Raw genomic sequence first — 16,906 nt, forward strand, 5'->3', positions numbered from 1 at the left:
CGGACGCCATGTGAGGGGGCTTCGTGAGTGGGGAAGGCATGGGGTACGACGCTGCTCGGATCGAGGTGTTGGAGGGGTGGGAAGCCGTCCGCAGGCGGCCGGGGATGTGGGTCGGCTCGCTTGGGGAACGCGGACTGCATCAAATGGTGTACGAGGGCGTCGGCCGGGCGGTGAGCGAGGTTCTGGCCGCGGGTGCCTGTTCCGTCGAGGTGACACTCACGTCCGACGGCGGCGTGCGGGTTGCTGACGACGGGCCAGGGGTTCCTTTCGAGACCCCGGCCAGCGGGGACACCGGTGGACCGGGCCTCGAAGCCCAGCTGACCAGCCTGCAGACCGGGGCCGGACCCGGCGGTCGGCGCCTCGTGGTCGTCGGCCACTTCGTTGTGGGGCTCTTGGCCGTCAACGCCCTGTCGAGCCGGCTGACGGCCGAGGTGCGTCGCGAGGGGGTCCGCCGGGTCCAGGAGTACGCACGCGGCGTCGCGCTCGCCCCGCCCTCAGTCGTGGGAGCCGCGAACGGCAGTGGGACGACCATCGCGTTCTGGCCCGACACCGAGATCTTCGAGACGACGAGATGCTCGTTCGCCGTGCTCGCAGAGCGCTTCCGGCAAGTGGCTTTCCTCAACCGGGGACTGGAGATCTCACTGACGGACGAACGCCCGGCGGGAGGGGCCCGGACCGTGCGGTTTCGGTTCCCGGAAGGGGTACGGGACTACGTGGCCACCCTCGACGCGGAGGCCGGGGCGAACCTCCATCCGAACGTGATCGGCTTCGAGCGGGAGGACCCGCGGATGGCGGGGACGATGGAGGTGGCCCTCCAGTGGAGCGGCACCCGACAGGGGCGGGTGCGCAGCTTCGCCAACAGCCGGCCCACTCCCGAGGGCGGCACCCACGTGGACGGCTTCCGCGACGGAGTGGCGGCCGCGGTCACGGAGTACGCCCGGAAGAGGGGTCTGCTGACGGCAGCGGATCCCGGTCCCCTTGCCGACCTGATCGGCGAAGGCCTGACGGCGATCGTGTCGGTGAAGCTGGACCGTCCCGAGCTCCTCGGCGCCACGCACGGACTGCTGGGCAACTCCGAGGTACGCGCCTGCGTAGGCGAGGCCGTCCAGGAACGTCTGGGGGCCTGGTTGGAGGATCACCCGGAGCGGGCCAAGGAGCTCGTCGACCGCTTCGTCCGGGGCGTCCAACAGAACTGAACACCTCCAGGTGACCGGCGTGAAGCTCAGCTTGCGCCATGCGGCGCTCAGTGCTGCCACGCGTCCGGGCCGCCGCCCCGCCACTCGACCAGCCCGGATTCCCGCACCCAGGCCTCGTCGGCGTCCTCCAGACCCGCGAGCCGCAGGAACTCGACGATGTCCAGCAGCCCGTAGGCCATCCCGCGGAAGTGGTCGCCCACCCGAACCCGCCGGCCGCCGTCCTCGGCGGGCGGGTAGATCACGATGGGCTGTGCGTCGGCCATAGGAACCAGGGTGCGCTGTGTGACGGCTGTGCGCATGTGGGGCGGTCGTGGCGCTCGTGGGGCAGCTGCCGCCTGGTGGGGGCTCCTGTCCGGTGGCCGAGGACGCCTAGCACCGGCAGGTGGCCGAGCCGCCGGCTGCCGGGCGCCCGCCCCGCGAGCGCGGCTTTCGCGGATCGCCGTTCGCGACGCGTGATGGCCGCGGGCCACCCGTACGACTCGACCGCCGCCCGCACGACCCTGCTGGACGCCGCTCGTCTGATCGGGGCGGGAGGCTCCGCCGTAGGCGCCTGGAGTTCGTCCTCCCCACCGTGCCGCCACCCGGTTTCGCCGTCGGCTTGTCACGCGGGGAGCAACACCGGCACCGCGGGACTCATCTCCCGCAAATAGAACAGTGATTCCCCCCTTCCGGCCCTGCGTGGCTGCCATATTCGAAAGCCACTTCGGAGGTGGCTGTGACGCGAGAGGCGACAACATCCTGTGCCGGGGAGACGGCGACGCGCCTTCCCGACCGTACCGCCGGGCGCATCGCCGAGCTGGAGGGCCGTCGGGTTCAGGCCGTGTCCTCGGGTGGGCCGGGGCGGCGTGGGGAGTTCGGTGCCCGGGAGCGGACCGAACGGCTGCTGGACGCGGGTTCCTTCACCGAGACCGGCCTGTTCGTACGGGCGCGGCCCGCCGGGGACGGCGCCCGGCGTCCGTACGGCGACGGGGTCGTGACCGGGCACGGCACGGTCGACGGCCGTGCGGTGTGCGTGTTCGCGCAGGACTCCACGGTCTTCGGCGGCAGCATGGGTGAGGCCTTCGGTGAGAAGACCGTGGCGCTGATGGATCTCGCCCTGAGGATCGGCTGCCCGGTAGTCGGGCTCAACGACGGCGGCGGCGCCCGCATCCAGGAGGGCGTCGCCTCGCTCGCCCTCTACGCCGAGCTGGTGCGCCGCAACGTGCGGGCGTCCGGGGTGATCCCGCAGATCTCGGTCGTCCTCGGGCCGTGCGCCGGCGGGGCCGCCTACTCCCCCGCCATCACCGACTTCACCGTGATGGTCGACGGCGCCTCGCACATGTTCGTCACCGGCCCCGACGTCATCGAGGCGGTCACCGGCGAGCGCACCAGCGCCGAGGACCTGGGCGGCGCCCGCACCAGCAACACGGTCAACGGCAACGCGCACTTCCTCGCCGCCGACGAGCAGGACGCCTTCGACACCGTGCGGGATCTGCTGTCGTATCTGCCTGCCAACAACCTGGAGCGGCCCCCGGAGTACGCGCCGGGGCAGGTTCCCGGCGGGGCCCGGCTGGACGAGGTGGTTCCGGATCGGCTGGGGCAGGTGTACGACATGCGCGACATCCTGCGTGCGGTCGTCGACGACGGTGAACTCCTCGAGGTGCAGGAGCTGTTCGCGCCCAACGTCATCTGTGCGCTGGCCCGGATCGAGGGCCGGTCCGTCGGGGTCGTGGCCAATCAGCCGCTGCATGCCGCCGGGGTCCTCGACATCGACGCCTCCGAGAAGGCGGCGCGTTTCGTACGGTTCTGCGACGCCTTCGGTGTGCCACTGCTGACCTTCGCCGACGTGCCGGGCTATCTCTCCGGGGTCCGCCAGGAACAGGCGGGAATCATTCGGCGCGGTGCGAAGCTGCTGTACGCGTACGCCGAGGCGACGGTCCCGAAGGTCACCGTGGTGGTGCGCAAGGCGTACGGCGGCGGATATGCGGTCATGGGCTCCAAGCACCTGGGCGCCGACGTCAACCTCGCCTGGCCCACCGCCCGCATCGCCGTGATGGGCGCCGAGGGCGCGGTGGGCGTGCTGCACCGGCGGGAACTCGCGGCCGCCGCCGACCCGGAGGCGCTGCGGGCCCGTCTGGTCGCCGCGTACGAGAGCACCCACGGGACGCCCTATCTCGCCGCCGAGCGCGGATACGTCGACGACGTCATCGCCCCGCGCGACACCCGCGCCCATGTCTGCCGCGCCCTGCGCGCGCTGCGCGGCAAGCGGGCCCCGATGCCGGAGCGCCGGCACGGCAACATCCCGCTCTGACCGGCGAGTTCACCTGCCCCCTGCGAGTGCTGTGACCCGCAGGCCGTACCCCGCGACGTTTGGAGCCATGCCCCATGGACAGCCGCCGCCCCCCGCTCGCGCCCGCCTTCCGGAGTCTGCCGGAGTATGTGCGGCACTGGGCCGACACCACCCCGGACCGCCGGGCGTTCACCTTCGTCGACCATCCCGCCCCCGACTCGCGAGGCGTCCACCGCACCCTGACCTGGCGGCGCCTCGACCTGCGGGTGCGGGCGCTGGCCGCCCGGCTCGCCGAGGAGGCCGAGCCGGGGGCGCGGGTGGCGCTGTTGTGCCCGCAGGGCACGGAGTACGTCACCGCCTTCCTGGCCGCGCTCGCCGCCGGTCTGGTCGCCGTACCGCTGTATCCGCCCGGCCTGCCGGGGCACGGCGACCGGCTGTCGGCGGTGTTCGCCGACGCCCGTCCGGCGGTCGCCGTGACGACGAGCCGCGTCCTGGTCGAGGTGCGGGACTTCTGCGACGGCACCCCTGTGCGGATCGTCGCCGCCGACCAGGTGCCCGACGACGCCGCCGACGGCCGGCAGCCGGTCGTGCCGGACGCGGCGGAGATCGCCTATCTGCAGTACACCTCGGGCTCGACCCGTACCCCGGCGGGTGTGGAGATCACCCATGGCAACGTGGTCGCCAACGCCCGTCAGGCGCTGACCGCCTACGGCGCGGACGCCCACCCGGTGACCTGTGTGGGCTGGCTGCCGCTGTACCACGACATGGGGCTGGTCCTGAGTGTCGCCGCCCCGGTGGTGCGCGGACTGCTGTCGGTGCTGATGGAGCCGGTCGCGTTCCTGCACGAGCCCGCGCGCTGGCTGCGGCTGCTCACCGCGCATCCGTGTGCGCTGAGCGCCGCGCCCAACTTTGCCTACGACTACTGCGTCTCCGCCGTCACCGACGTACAGAAGGCGGATCTGCGGCTGGACGGGATCGCCGCCCTGATCAACGGGAGCGAGCCGGTCCGCCCGGGCACGGTCGACCGCTTCCACGCGGCCTTCGCCGCGCAGGGGCTGCCGCCGGACGTCCACTGCCCGTCGTACGGTCTGGCCGAGGCGACGGTCTTCGTCAGCGCGGCGCAGCCCGGCCGGCCGCTGTGCCGGTTCGCCCTCGACCGTGACGCCCTCGCCTCCGGGAAAGCCCTGCCCGCGCGGCCCGAGGACCCCCGAGCGGTACTGCTTGCGGGCTGCGGCAGTCCGGCAGGCCAGCAGGTCCGCGTCGTCGATCCCCTCTCCCGGGCCGTGATGTCCGAGGGGGAGGTCGGGGAGATCTGGGTGCAGGGACCCAACGTCGGCCGCGGCTACTGGAACCAGGAGCGGCAGACCCGGCGCGTCTTCGGCGCCGAGTCGGCCGCCGGGCCCGGTGGCTGGCTGCGCACGGGCGACCTGGGCACGGTGCTGGACGGGCAGTTGATCGTCACCGGCCGGCTCAAGGACCTCATCGTCGTCGACGGCCGCAACCACTATCCGCAGGACGTGGAGGCCACGGCCCAGGACGCGCATCCGGCGGTGCGCCGGGACCGGCTGGCCGCCTTCGGCGTGCCGGGCGGCGCGGGTGAGCGGGTGGTCGTCGTGGCCGAGCATGTGCGGGCCACGAGCCTCGCCGACATCGACGTACCGGCCCTCACACGCGCCGTACGCGCAGCTGTCTCGGACCGGCACGGACTGCGCCTGGCCGAGGTGATCCTCGTCGCGCCGGGCATGGTGCCCCGCACGTCCAGCGGCAAGGTGTCGCGGGCACTGACCCGTCAGCGGTACCTGGAGGGTGCGTACGCGGCGGAGCGTGCGCGATGACAGCAGCCCACGGAGGCGCGACGTGCCGATTCATCGCGGAACGCGCGGCCGCCTGGAACAGGCCCGCCCCGAAAACCGACACGCCTTACCCCTCCAGCGACAAGGTCCCGTCCGCGCCGGCCCATCAGCGGTACCCGGAGGACACCCCCCGCACGGAGCGTGAGCGATGAGAGCCACGGACGAAGGCGCGACAGGCCAACTCATCGCCGAACAGGTGGCCCCTTGGAACAGGCCCGCCCCGAAAACCGGCCCCACCACGTCCCGCACCCCCAGGGACAGGATCTCGCAGCCGCCGGCCTGTCAGCGATATCTCGACGACACCTGCACCGTGGAGCGTGCGCGATGAGAGCTGCCGACGAAGGCGCGATGCGGCGACTCATCGCGGAAAGGGTGGCCCTGTGGACCGGGGCCGTCCCCGAGGCTGTCCCGATGGACCGGCCGCTGGCCGACCTCGGTATGGCCTCGCGGGATGCGGTGGTCCTTGCCGGGGAGCTGTCCCGGCTGGTGGGGCGGGAGCTGCCGGCGACGCTGCTGTGGGAGGCGACGACCGGTGCGGCGCTGGTGGCCCGTCTGTGCGCCGCCGAGGTGGAGGGCGCGGCCCAACCGGCCCCCGTCCACGGCGACTTCGGCGAGCCCGTCGCCGTCATCGGGGTCGGCTGCCGACTGCCCGGGGGTGTGCACGGGCCGGGCGACTACTGGCGGCTGCTGAGCGAGGGTGTCGACGCGATCCGGCGGGTGCCCGAGGACCGGTGGCGGGACTTCACCCGCTTCCCGCCCGCCGACGCGCCCTCGTACGGCGGCTACCTCGACGACATCGCGGGCTTCGACGCCGACTTCTTCCGGATCACCCCGCGCGAGGCCGCCGTGATGGATCCCCAGCAGCGGATCCTCCTGGAGGTCGTCCACGAGACGCTCGATCACGCCGCCGTCCCGGCCGCTTCGCTCGCCGGCAGCGACACCGGTGTCTTCGTCGGTGTCTCGGCCCCCGAGTACGGCCGGCTCACCGGTGCCGACGCGAACGCCGTCGACCCGTGGGCCCCGGCCGGTGCGGCGCTCAGCGTGACGGCGGGCCGGGTGGCGTATGTGCTGGACACCCGCGGGCCGAGCATGGCCGTCGACACCGCGTGTTCCTCCTCGCTGGTGGCCGTGCACCACGCCTGCGTCAGCCTGCGCACGGGCGAGAGCCGTAGGGCGATCGCCGCGGGGGTCAACGTGCTGCTCTCCCCCACCATCGGCATCGCGTTCGGGCGGGCCGGAGCGCTGGCGCCGGACGGGCGGTGCAAGCCGTTCTCGGCGGCGGCCGACGGCATCGGACGCGGCGAGGGCTGCGCGGCCGTGCTGTTGAAGCGGCTGTCCGACGCCGAACGCGACGGCGACCGCGTGCTCGCCGTCATCCGCGCCACGGCCGTCAACTCCGACGGCCGCTCCAACGGCCTCCTGGCGCCCAACCCTCTGAGCCAGCAAGCCCTGTTGGCGACCTCCTACGCACGGGCCGGACTCGACCCGGCCGGAGTCGACTACGTCGAGGCGCACGGCACCGGCACCCCGCTGGGTGACCCGATCGAGGCGGGCGCGCTCGGCGCTGTCCTCGGTGCGGGCCGTGACCCCGACCAGCCGCTGCTGCTGGGCTCGGTCAAGGGCAACGTGGGTCATCTGGAGTCGGCCGCGGGGATCGCCGGGCTGGTCAAGACGGTGCTCGCGCTGCACCACGACGTTCTTCCGCCGTCCCTGCACTGCGCGCAGGGCAGCTCTCTGGGCGACGCCCCGCTGCGGGTGGTGACCGAGCCCGAGCCGTGGCCGCGCTACGGTGGCACGGCCACCGCCGGGGTCTCCGGGTTCGGCTTCGGCGGCACCAACGCGCATGCGGTGCTGGAGGAATGGCGGCCCGCCGTCCTTTCACCGTCCCCCGACGAGGAACCCGCCGCGCGCCTTCATCTGTTCTCCGACGTCGACTCCGAGCGTCTGCGGGACACCGCGTCCCGGCTGGCGGCCTGGCTCCGCACACCCGCCGCAGGTGCCGCGCGACCGGCCGACATCGCCCGCACGCTCGCCGGGCGGGCCGGGCGGGGGCCGGTGCGGGCTGCCGTCGTCGCCGCTGATCGCGGTGAACTCGCCGACATACTGGGCGCGTTGGCACAGGGACGTGCTCACGCACGGGCCCTGACCGGGGATCACGATCTCGTCGGGCGGGGACCGGTGTGGGTGTTCTCCGGGTACGGCAGCCAGTGGGCCGGCATGGGACGCCGGCTGCTGGCCGAGGAGCCCGCGTTCGTCTCCGCCGTGGAGAAGATCGACGCGCAGCTCGCCCCCGAGTGCGGGCTGTCCTTGTACGACCACCTGGTCTCCGGCGAGGGCCTGGAGTTGCTGGAGGTCGCCCAGCCGATCCTGTTCGGCCTCCAGCTCTCGCTCGCCGAGTTGTGGCGCTCCTACGGCGTGGAACCCGCCGCCGTGATCGGCCACTCCCTGGGCGAGGTCGCCGCCGCGGTGTGCGCGGGCGCCCTGGACGTACCCGACGCGGCGCGGGTCGTCGCCGTACGGGCCCGGCTGCTCGCTCGGCTGCGGGGCGGCGCGATGGCGGTGGTCGACGTCGACGACGGTGAACTCGACGCCCTGCAAAGGGACTTCACCGGCGTCCATGTCGCCGTCCACTCCTCCCCCGGCCAGAAGGTGGTCACCGGCGAGGAGGCTGCGGTGGCGCGGCTCGTGCGGCGGCTGGAGGAGGAAGGGCGGGCCGCCCGGGCCATGCGGGTGGTCGGTGCGGGGCACTCACCCCAAGTCGACGGCCTGTTATCGGAGTTGATCGACTCGCTGTCCGGTATCGAGAACAGACGGCCGCGCATTCCCGTCTACTCCACCGTCCTCGACGATCCCCGCGGCGACTCCACCTTCGACGCCGGGCACTGGGCCGCGAATCTTCGGCGCCCCGTTCGTCTGGACCGAGCCGTCGCGGCTGCCGCGGCCGACGGTCATACCGCCTTCGTGGAGATCTCGCCGCACCCGGTGCTGACCCGGCCCGTCACCGACACGGCACCCGGCGCACTCGCCCTCGGCACGCTGCACCGCGAGGCCGATGACTCGGCCGCGTTCCTGGGCCAGTTGGGCACCCTGTACGCGGCGGGGCTGCGCCTGCCGCTGCCGTCCGGCCGTGTCATCGATCTCCCCGCGCCGCGCTGGCGGCATGTGCGGCACTGGTGGACGGACGGGCGGCCGGCGACGGCCACCCCCGCCGCCGTGCCGGAGGAGCAGGCCGCCGCGCCGCAAAACACCTCCGTCACCGCCCGGCTGTGCCGGCACATCGCCGCCGTCACAGGGCATGCGCCGGGCCGTGTCACCGCCGCCACCGCCCTGGCCGACCTCGGCCTCGACTCCCTGATGGCCGTCCGTATCCGCACCGCCCTGGAGCGCGAGTTCGGCATCGAACTGCAGCTGCGCGATCTGCTCGGCACCCCGACGGTCGAGCAACTCGCCGAGCGCATCCGCCAGGCGCTCCCGGCCGGGGACGGCTCGCCGCTGCGTACTCTGCGGGCCGGCGGCTCCCGTCCGCCGCTGTTCCTCGTCCACGCCGCCGGCGGCACCACCGACGTCTACCGTGCGCTGGCGGAGCGGCTCGGAGACGACCGGCCGGTGTACGGGCTGGAGCGGGTCGAAGAGGCCACTACGGTGAGCGAGAAGGCGAGCCGCTACGCCGAAGCCATCGCCGCCGCCCACCCCAACGGGCCCTGCCTCCTGGGTGGTTGGTCCTTCGGTGGATTCGTCGCGCAGGCGACCGCACGGCAGCTCACCGCCGCCGGGCGTGACGTGGAGCTGGTCGTGCTCATCGACTCCGTACGGCCGCTGCCCCTGCCCGGGCAGACGCCCGAGGGCCGGATCCGCACCCACTTCACGGGCTTCGCCCGGCACGTGGCCGACACCTACGGGGTCCGGCTGGAGCTGCCGTACGACGAACTGGTGGCGACGGACGACGACGGCGCGCGCATCGACGCCGTGCTGCGGGCCCTGCGCGCGGCCGCCGAGGTGCCCGCCGCCGTCCTGGAGCACCAGCGCTCCTCCTACCTGGACCTGAGGACCGGCGAGGCCCACCGGCCGGGACACTACGACGGGCACGTCGTCCTGTACCGGGCCACCGAGCGCGCTCCGCACACCGTGCGCGACCCGGCCTATGAGCGGGACGACGAGGCGCTCGGCTGGGACGAGGTGTGCCCGCGTCTGTCGGTCGTACGGGTCGGCGGCCACCATCTGTCACTCCTCGACCCGCCGCACGTCGACGAGATCGCCGCCCAGCTGCGGCGGGAGCTCGCCGAGCAGACCCGCTGAACCCGGATCCGAGGAGCCGCCATGCCCCACCGCCACCGCACCACCGGAGTGTCCCGGCGCACCGTCACCAAGGCCGCGGCGAGCGCCGGTCTGGCCGCCCTGTTCGGTGCCGCCGCCGGCACCGCGCGGGCCGCGACCCAGCTGGGGCCGCGTACCTTCGACGTGTCCGTGGCCTCCGCGGCCCTGGGTCGCAGCGCCCCGGTACGGCTGATCCTGCCGTCCGGCTTCGACACACAGCCCGGCCGGACCTACCCCGTGCTGTATCTGCTGCACGGCGCCCACGACGACTACACGTCCTGGACCCGGGAGACCGACATCGAGGCCTTCACCGAGGGCCGGGATCTGATCGTGGCGATGCCCGACGGCGGCCCCACCGGCATTCCCACCCACTGGCTCAGCGGCCCCGACTACGAGACGTTCCAGCTCACCGAGGTCCCGGCGATGCTGAGGCGCGACTACCGGGCCTCGGGGGTGCGGGCGGTCGCCGGGGTCTCCACCGGCGGCTACGGCGCCATGGCGCACACGGCCCGTCATCCGGGCGCGTTCACCGCCGCGGCCTCCTACAGCGGCATCCTCGACACCACCGCGCCGGGCGTGCCCACCCTCGTCGACGCCATCGTGGCCCGTGAGAACCTGGCGCCGCTGTCCCTGTGGGGCAACCCGGTCCTGAACCTTCTGACCTGGCGCGACTTCAACCCGCGGGCCCGCGCCACGGGCTTGCGCGGCACACCCCTGTACGTCTCCAACGGCAGCGGAATCGTCGGAGGGACCGGCGACTGGCTCCCCGAGGCCCTGGAGAGCGTCCTGTGGCCCTCCGCCCACAGCTTCACCGACGCCCTCGCCCGCCTGGGCATCGCGGTCACCACGCACTTCTACGCAGGAGGAGGACACAGCTGGGCGTACTGGAAACCGGAGTTCACCGCGTCGTGGCCGATGCTCGCCGGTGCCCTCGGGCTGCCGGAGTGATGTCGGTGCCGTCGGGGCACGGAACGGAGCGCAGGGGACGCCCGTCCAACACGGGACTTGTCCCTCGTCCCACGGGAAACACTCCGCGGGTGAGCCGGTTCCGGTGGAAAGGAGCGTCCGCGATGGCCGTCCCCACCCCGCGCGGCGAGCCGGCCGCTCCGGCGTTCCCCTCGGTGCCGTCCGATCTCGCCGGCCCGCTGCGAGCCCGGCTGGAGGCGGTCGCCGACCACGTCGAGGACGAGGTGCGCAGACAGGTTCCCGAGTACGCGGGCCCCGCGGACGGCATGTACGCCAGGAACCTGCGGGCCGGGGTGGTGCAGGCGCTGACCCTGTTCGTCGACCACATCGCCGACCCGCGCGGCCGCAGTGACGCGATCGCCTCGACGTACTACGAACTCGGGCGCGGCGTGGCCCTGGAGGACCGCAGCCTGGACGCCCTGCAGTCCGCGCTGCGGATCGGGGGCATGCATGCCTGGCGGCTGATGGGCCGTACGGCGGAGGAACTGGGGCTGGATTCGGCGGTGGTGGCGGCGCTGGGCGAGCTGGCGTTCCGGACCGTGCACGAGGTGGCCGAGGCGGCCGCGGCCGGTTATGCGGAGGGCCGGCTGCGCAGCACGGACGAGCTGGAGCGGCGGCGCAGGCGGCTGCTCGAACTGCTGCTTGGCGAGGGGCCGGTGTCATGGGAGGCCGTGCAGGATCTCGCGCACGCCGCCCGCTGGTCGGTGCCCCGGCAGGTCGCGGTCGTCGCGCTCGCGGCCCCGGCGGACCAGTCTGAGGAGGAGCGGCCGCCGGCGGGCGTGGGGGCACTGGTGGACATGGGGTCCCGGCCGCCGCGGATGCTGCTGCCCGACCCGGACGGTTCGGGCCGCTTCGGCGGCCGCGCGTTCACTCTCGCGCTGCGCGGGCGGCCGGCCGCGGTCGGCCCGACGGTGCCGCTCGCCGAGGCCGCGCAGTCGCTGCGGTGGGCCGCCCGGGCGCTGCGGCTGATGGGGCGCGGGATCCTGCCCCGGCAGGGCGTGGTGCGGTGCGCGGACCACCTTTCGACCCTGCTGCTGCACGGGGACGAGCCGCTGCTGACCCAGTTGGAGACGCGTGTCCTCGCGCCGCTGGACACGGCCACCGAGGGGCAGCGGCCGCGGCTCGCCGAGACCCTGCTGGCCTGGCTGCTGAGCGGCAGCAACGTGCCCGACGTCGCCGCCCGTCTGCACATCCACCCGCAGACGGTCCGCTACCGCCTGCGCCAGCTGGAGAAGCTCTTCGGGGACGCCCTGCACGACCCCGGCACCCGTCTGGACCTCATCCTGGCACTGCGCGCCGAGGAACTGCGGGAGCAGGAAACGCCGTCCGCGTAGCCGGTGCGGGCAATACCCGCCGACTCACCTCAGCTCAAGAAACCGCAGAACTTCTGAATTCCCGTGCATGACAGGTGGTCAGAAAAAGCGAATACCTTCGGGACATCCTTTTCCGCAGGCGCGCGACGCGCCAGACCCGCAAAGGATCCCCATGCGTATTCGCTTGTGTCTCGCCGCGCTCTCGCTGGTCGGCGGGGCGGCCGGAGTGGCCACCGTCTCGGCGCCCGCCGCATCGGCCGCGACCTGTTCGGACATCGACGTCGTCGCGGCTCGCGGCACCTTCGAGCCGGGCAACCTGGGCGCGATAGTCGGCGACCCGGTGTATTCCGCCCTGCAGAAGAAACTGACAGGGAAGAACCTCACCAGCTACAAGGTGAATTATCCGGCGGACCTTTCCCCCACCTCGGCCGCTCAGGGAAATGCCGACCTGGTGAATCACGTCAACAGCCAGGCGGCGGCCTGCCCTCATCAGCGTTTCGTTCTCGTCGGCTATTCGCAGGGCGCGAACGTCGTCGACAACTCCATCGGCATCAGCAGCGCCGGCGCGGTGGTCGGCAGCCCCATCGTGGCCACCATCCCCGCCGCACTCGAACCGCGGGTCGCCGCGGTGCTGCTGTTCGGCAACCCGATCCGGGCCCTCGGCAAGAGTGTCACCGGCACCTACCAGAGCCGCACCATCGACTTCTGCGCCAAGGGCGACCCCATCTGCGAGAACGGCGGCACCGACGTCCTCGCACACCTCGGCTACACCTCGGACGCCGATGCGGCGGCTGCGTTCGCCGCGACCAAGGTCTGAGTCGACGACCGCATAGGAGTCGGGCCCGGGAGCTCCTGCCGGGTCCAACTCGTATGTGAGCACGTCGAGGTGCTGGTAGCCGTCGGCGACCACCGGGTGCAGGCCGGCCGGGATGCGGCCCGCCAGCAGTCCGTCGCCCGCGAGCACGGTGAGCGTCGGGTTGGCGGTGAGCCCCAGGGGCTGCTGTCCCAGGCAGCGGGCCAACTCCCCTAGGCCGGTGACCTCCTTGCCCGCGCGGGTGAAGGGCGTGCCGTCGGCGGACCGGTGGCCCGGGTCGTCGGCGGCGCCGACACGGTCGTCATTGCGCCATGTGCAGAGCGGAGGCCTCGCCTGCCGGATCCTGTACGGCACCCACGCCGGCGATGGCCAGCGGCGTCATCGTCTCGGGGTTGAGCAGGACGGGCTTGGACGGCGAGCGGGGCAGCACTCCGCCGTCGAGGCCGGCCTGGACGGCGCCGTAACCGAGGCCGACGTCGGGCAGGTTGGTGTCGCCCGGCACGCTGCCGCTCAGGTCGCCGAGGGTGGTGGAGACGGTCGCGTCGAGGGCGAAATAGCCGGCGCACTGGTTGTATCCGGCGTCGGCCGACGCCCGCGGTCCGTCGCAGAAGCGGTACCACAGATACGACAGCCAGTCGCAGGCCGCCGGACGGGCGCCGGCAGCGGGACCTTCACCCGCACCACCGACTCGCTCACTCCCGCGACCGCGATCGCCGTCGTCACGGGCGTCTCGGTCCGCACACTGTCCCCCGGGCGTCCGGGGCGGTCACGGTGATCGCCCCACAGGTCAGCAGCACCGCCGGCACGGTGCCGGGCAGAGCCTTCGCGGTTCTTCCTCTGCTGCGGCTCGTGTCCATGGCCGGACCGTAGGACGGCGGGGGACGTAGAGGCCGCCAGGATGTCGGTCAACGGTTCGGACGCGATCGGTCTCCACAGCAGCACCTCGACCGAATCAATCTAGTCATCCCATGACTGGCCCCCTCCTTCCGGTATATCCTCCCGGCCCCATCGAGCCCTCAAGCCCTAATTAGCCATACAGAGAAGGAAACTCCTTCCCGACTCTGGACAACCACCTTGCTGGTCACCCTTAATACATCCAATGTCTTGCAGGGTGGGCGACGCAGGAGGAAACAACCGTGCCCCGAGCTCTCTCACGTCGTTCGGTACTCGCCGGAATGGCGGCGGCGACCGTTGCGGCCGTCGTGGGCCCGACCGTGATGGCGACTCCCGCGTATGCCGCGACCGCCAACCCGCTGCCGCTGCCTCCCCTGCGGATCCCCAAGACCGACCTGGGCCTCGAGCAGCAGCCGGATTCCAAGGTGCAGTGGCTGCAGGACGCCAAGCTGGGGATGTTCATCCACTGGGGTGTCTACTCGGGCCCCGCCAAGGGCGAGTGGTGGATGCACAACGGGCCGGTCACACCTGCGGACTACCGGAAGTACGTCACCGACGCGACGAGTGAGCAGTTCACGGCGGATGCCTACGACCCCACGGCCTGGGCGCAGTTGGCCAAGGACTTCGGGGCGAAGTACGTGACGCTGACGACGCGTCACCACGACGGCTTCGCGCTGTGGCCGCTGAACCATCCCAACGCCTGGAGCTCCGGCCAGGCGCCGCTGAGCCGTGACTTCGTCAAGGACTATGTGGCGGCGGTGCGGGCGGCCGGGCTGAAGGTGGGCCTGTACTACTCCCCCATCGACTGGCGCTACCCGGGCTACTACGACGTCACCGGCACCAACTGCGCGACCAACCCGTGGGGTTACACCACCGATCCGGCGCACAAGGAGAACGCGCGGATCATGAAGACCGAGGTGTACGAGTCGGTCAAGGAGCTGGTCACCCAGTACGGCGTGATCGACGACCTGTGGTGGGACGGCGGCTGGATCGCCGAGCAGGGGACCGACGCGGACGGCGCGTTCTTCTGGGAGCCCGGCCAGTTACGTGACCTGGCCAACCAGTGGCCGGTGGACTCCGCCTACGGCGAGACCGACTCGGCCGGCAGGCCGCTGGGTCTGATGGGCATGGTCCGCAGGCACCAGCCGAACATCGTCGCCACCTCCCGCTCCGGCTGGGTGGGCGACTACGCCAGCGAGGAGGGCTCCTCCGTGCCGTCCGGGGCGATCCGCACCGGCAAGGTCAGCGAGAAGGTCTTCACCGTCGGCAGCAGCTGGGGCTACAACTCCGACGGCAGGGTGATGAGTTACGCCACCGCCCTGAACATTCTGGTCAACGCGTGGGTGCGCAACATGACGGTCATGGTCAACGTGGGCCCGGACCGGCACGGCACCGTCCCCTCCGGCCAGGCGAGCCTGCTGCGCCAGATCGGGACCTTCATGACCGCCTGCGGCCAGTCCGTCTACTCCACCCGCGGCGGCCCGTGGGAACCCGTGGACGGCCAGTACGGCTACACGTACAAGGACAGCACCTTCTACGTCCACCTGCTTCCCGGCTACAGCGGCACCTCGTTCACCACCCAGTCGATCGGGGACGCCCAGGTCACCCGCGTGTTCGACGTGCGCTCCGGCACCAGCCTGTCCTTCACCGTCGGTGGTGACGGCCGCGTCACCATCACGGGCATCGACCGCACCACCCACCCCCAGGACAGCGTCGTCGGCGTCACGCTGGACCGCTCCGTGCAGCCGGGCGACATCGCCGCGGGCAGGACCGCCACCGCCGACAGCGAGGAGACGTCCAAGGGCAACACCGCATCGAACGCCGTCGACGGGTCCACCTCCACCCGCTGGTGTGCCAACGACGGCAGCACCGGCCACTGGCTCAAGGTCGACCTCGGCTCCACCCGCTCCCTGACCGGAACCCGCATCGCCTGGGAGCAGGACGGTGCCAACTACCGCTACCGGATCGAGGGTTCCACCGACAACGCCACCTGGACCACGCTGGCCGACCTGACCGGCACCACCAGTACCAGCCAGGTCCAGGCCGCCCTCTTCCGCGCCCAGGCACGCTACGTCCGGGTCACGGTCACCGGCCTGCCCTCCGCGGTGTGGGCGTCCATCCGCAGCCTGGAGGTCTACGACCGGCCGTTCACCGCGGACCTGGGCACCTTCAAGCTGGTCAACCGCAACAGCGGCAAGGTGATGGACGTCAAGGACGCCTCGACCACCGACGGCGCCCTGGTCGTCCAGTGGCCCTGGACCGGCGGCACCAACCAGCAGTGGAAGCTGCTGCCCGACACCGACGGCTCCTACCGGCTGTCCAACGTCAAGAGCGGCAAGGTCCTCGACAGCCCCGGCGGCTCCGCCCAGGGCGCGAACCTCGACCAGCGGACCGACTCCGGCAGCGACATCCAGTGGTGGAAGCTGGTCCCCTCCACCACCAGCGGCCACTACCGGCTCGTGAATGTCCGCACCGGTTGGTGCGCCGACGTCGCCAACGCGTCCACCTCGGACGGCGCCAACGTCATCCAGTGGCCGACCACCGGCGGCGCGAACCAGGACTGGCAGATCGTCGCGCTCTGACGGCCAGTCGAAGCCCCCTGCTTTCCCCTCCACTACGAGCCTGATTCGAAAGCCCTCTACACGTAAGTCGTGGCCAGTGGTTGCCGCGGATCGAGCGCGGGGCGATGCTCGGTGTATGGGTGTGACGGAGCGCTTCCTTTGGCCAGTGAGTGCTTCATTTGGCCGGTTCGGTACGTTCTCGCTGCCATGTCAACGACCTGCCTGCGGCGTCTCACCGAGACTTTCCCCAGAGCGTCCCTGACGGAGGCTCGCACCCCATGAGGTGAGGTCGGAGTCCACGACGGCCTCAACTCGTTCCAGGAGTTGGCTGCGTACAGCAGGGCTGCGTTCACTTACTGGTAACAGGCGGTAGCGCTCGATGGCGGTATGCAGTCGCGTCCAAGCCTCTGCTGCCAAAACGTAACGCGCACGGTGGTCGAGGAGTTGGCGCAGGCCCGCGAGGAATACGGCCAGACCCGCGATGGTGGCCGTGACCCCGGCGGGCGCCTGGAGACCTGCTGCTACCACTGTCGCTGAGCTGGTGATGAGCGCCAGGAACTCGACCCCATAGTGGCCCACCCGTGATCGTCGGCGGGTGACCTCGAACCACTCCAACTCCCTTAGCGCATAGTCGAGAACCGGATCGTCGCTGAGAGAGCCTGGTGCACTGTGCGGTCGTCGGATCGCCATGCTCCATTACTGCCCGTCTCCCCCGTGTCGCAATGG

At 72.0% G+C, this 16,906-nt stretch carries 10 protein-coding genes and 1 pseudogene; 8 read left to right on the forward strand and 3 right to left on the reverse strand.

Annotated elements, in window-relative coordinates; translation table 11 throughout:
• Positions 1 to 38: 38 nt before the first annotated feature.
• Positions 39 to 1,196: a DNA gyrase subunit B gene (locus tag ACWC1K_RS02730; protein WP_450828261.1), complete on the forward strand. Its 1,158-nt coding sequence runs from the start codon at positions 39 to 41 to the stop codon at positions 1,194 to 1,196.
• Between the two features lie 47 nt (positions 1,197 to 1,243).
• Here ACWC1K_RS02730 and ACWC1K_RS02735 read toward each other — a convergent pair whose 3' ends face one another.
• Entirely contained in the window at positions 1,244 to 1,459 is a 216-nt protein-coding gene (locus ACWC1K_RS02735) for a hypothetical protein (protein ID WP_351464546.1), read from the reverse strand.
• Between the two features lie 452 nt (positions 1,460 to 1,911).
• Between ACWC1K_RS02735 and ACWC1K_RS02740 the strand changes: the two genes are divergently transcribed.
• The 6 genes from ACWC1K_RS02740 (at position 1,912) to ACWC1K_RS02765 (ending at position 12,728) form a co-directional block, all read left to right on the forward strand.
• Entirely contained in the window at positions 1,912 to 3,486 is a 1,575-nt protein-coding gene (locus tag ACWC1K_RS02740; protein ID WP_450828699.1) for an acyl-CoA carboxylase subunit beta, read from the forward strand.
• Between the two features lie 74 nt (positions 3,487 to 3,560).
• On the forward strand, positions 3,561 to 5,300 hold the full coding sequence (locus ACWC1K_RS02745; protein WP_450828263.1) for a fatty acyl-AMP ligase: 1,740 nt from the start codon (positions 3,561 to 3,563) through the stop codon (positions 5,298 to 5,300).
• A gap of 342 nt (positions 5,301 to 5,642) precedes the next feature.
• Complete coding sequence (locus ACWC1K_RS02750) at positions 5,643 to 9,614, forward strand: beta-ketoacyl synthase N-terminal-like domain-containing protein (protein WP_450828265.1); 3,972 nt, start codon at positions 5,643 to 5,645, stop codon at positions 9,612 to 9,614.
• Between the two features lie 21 nt (positions 9,615 to 9,635).
• On the forward strand, positions 9,636 to 10,580 hold the full coding sequence (locus tag ACWC1K_RS02755; protein ID WP_450828267.1) for an alpha/beta hydrolase: 945 nt from the start codon (positions 9,636 to 9,638) through the stop codon (positions 10,578 to 10,580).
• A gap of 122 nt (positions 10,581 to 10,702) precedes the next feature.
• Complete coding sequence (locus tag ACWC1K_RS02760) at positions 10,703 to 11,932, forward strand: PucR family transcriptional regulator (RefSeq protein WP_450828269.1); 1,230 nt, start codon at positions 10,703 to 10,705, stop codon at positions 11,930 to 11,932.
• Positions 11,933 to 12,083: 151 nt separating this feature from the next.
• The gene (locus ACWC1K_RS02765) at positions 12,084 to 12,728 is read left to right on the forward strand and encodes a cutinase family protein (RefSeq protein ID WP_450828271.1); all 645 of its coding nucleotides are present in this window, start codon (positions 12,084 to 12,086) and stop codon (positions 12,726 to 12,728) included.
• Here the strand turns inward: ACWC1K_RS02765 and ACWC1K_RS02770 are convergent.
• A pseudogene (locus tag ACWC1K_RS02770) lies at positions 12,729 to 13,522 on the reverse strand (hypothetical protein); the annotation flags it as partial.
• A 378-nt stretch (positions 13,523 to 13,900) separates the two neighbouring features.
• Here ACWC1K_RS02770 and ACWC1K_RS02775 point away from each other — a divergent pair.
• Complete coding sequence (locus ACWC1K_RS02775; RefSeq protein ID WP_450828700.1) at positions 13,901 to 16,201, forward strand: alpha-L-fucosidase; 2,301 nt, start codon at positions 13,901 to 13,903, stop codon at positions 16,199 to 16,201.
• Positions 16,202 to 16,390: 189 nt separating this feature from the next.
• Here ACWC1K_RS02775 and ACWC1K_RS02780 read toward each other — a convergent pair whose 3' ends face one another.
• Entirely contained in the window at positions 16,391 to 16,870 is a 480-nt protein-coding gene (locus ACWC1K_RS02780) for an SLATT domain-containing protein (RefSeq protein ID WP_450828273.1), read from the reverse strand.
• Between the last annotated feature and the right edge of the window lie 36 nt (positions 16,871 to 16,906).

The organism is Streptomyces sp. NPDC001492, from assembly GCF_053597275.1.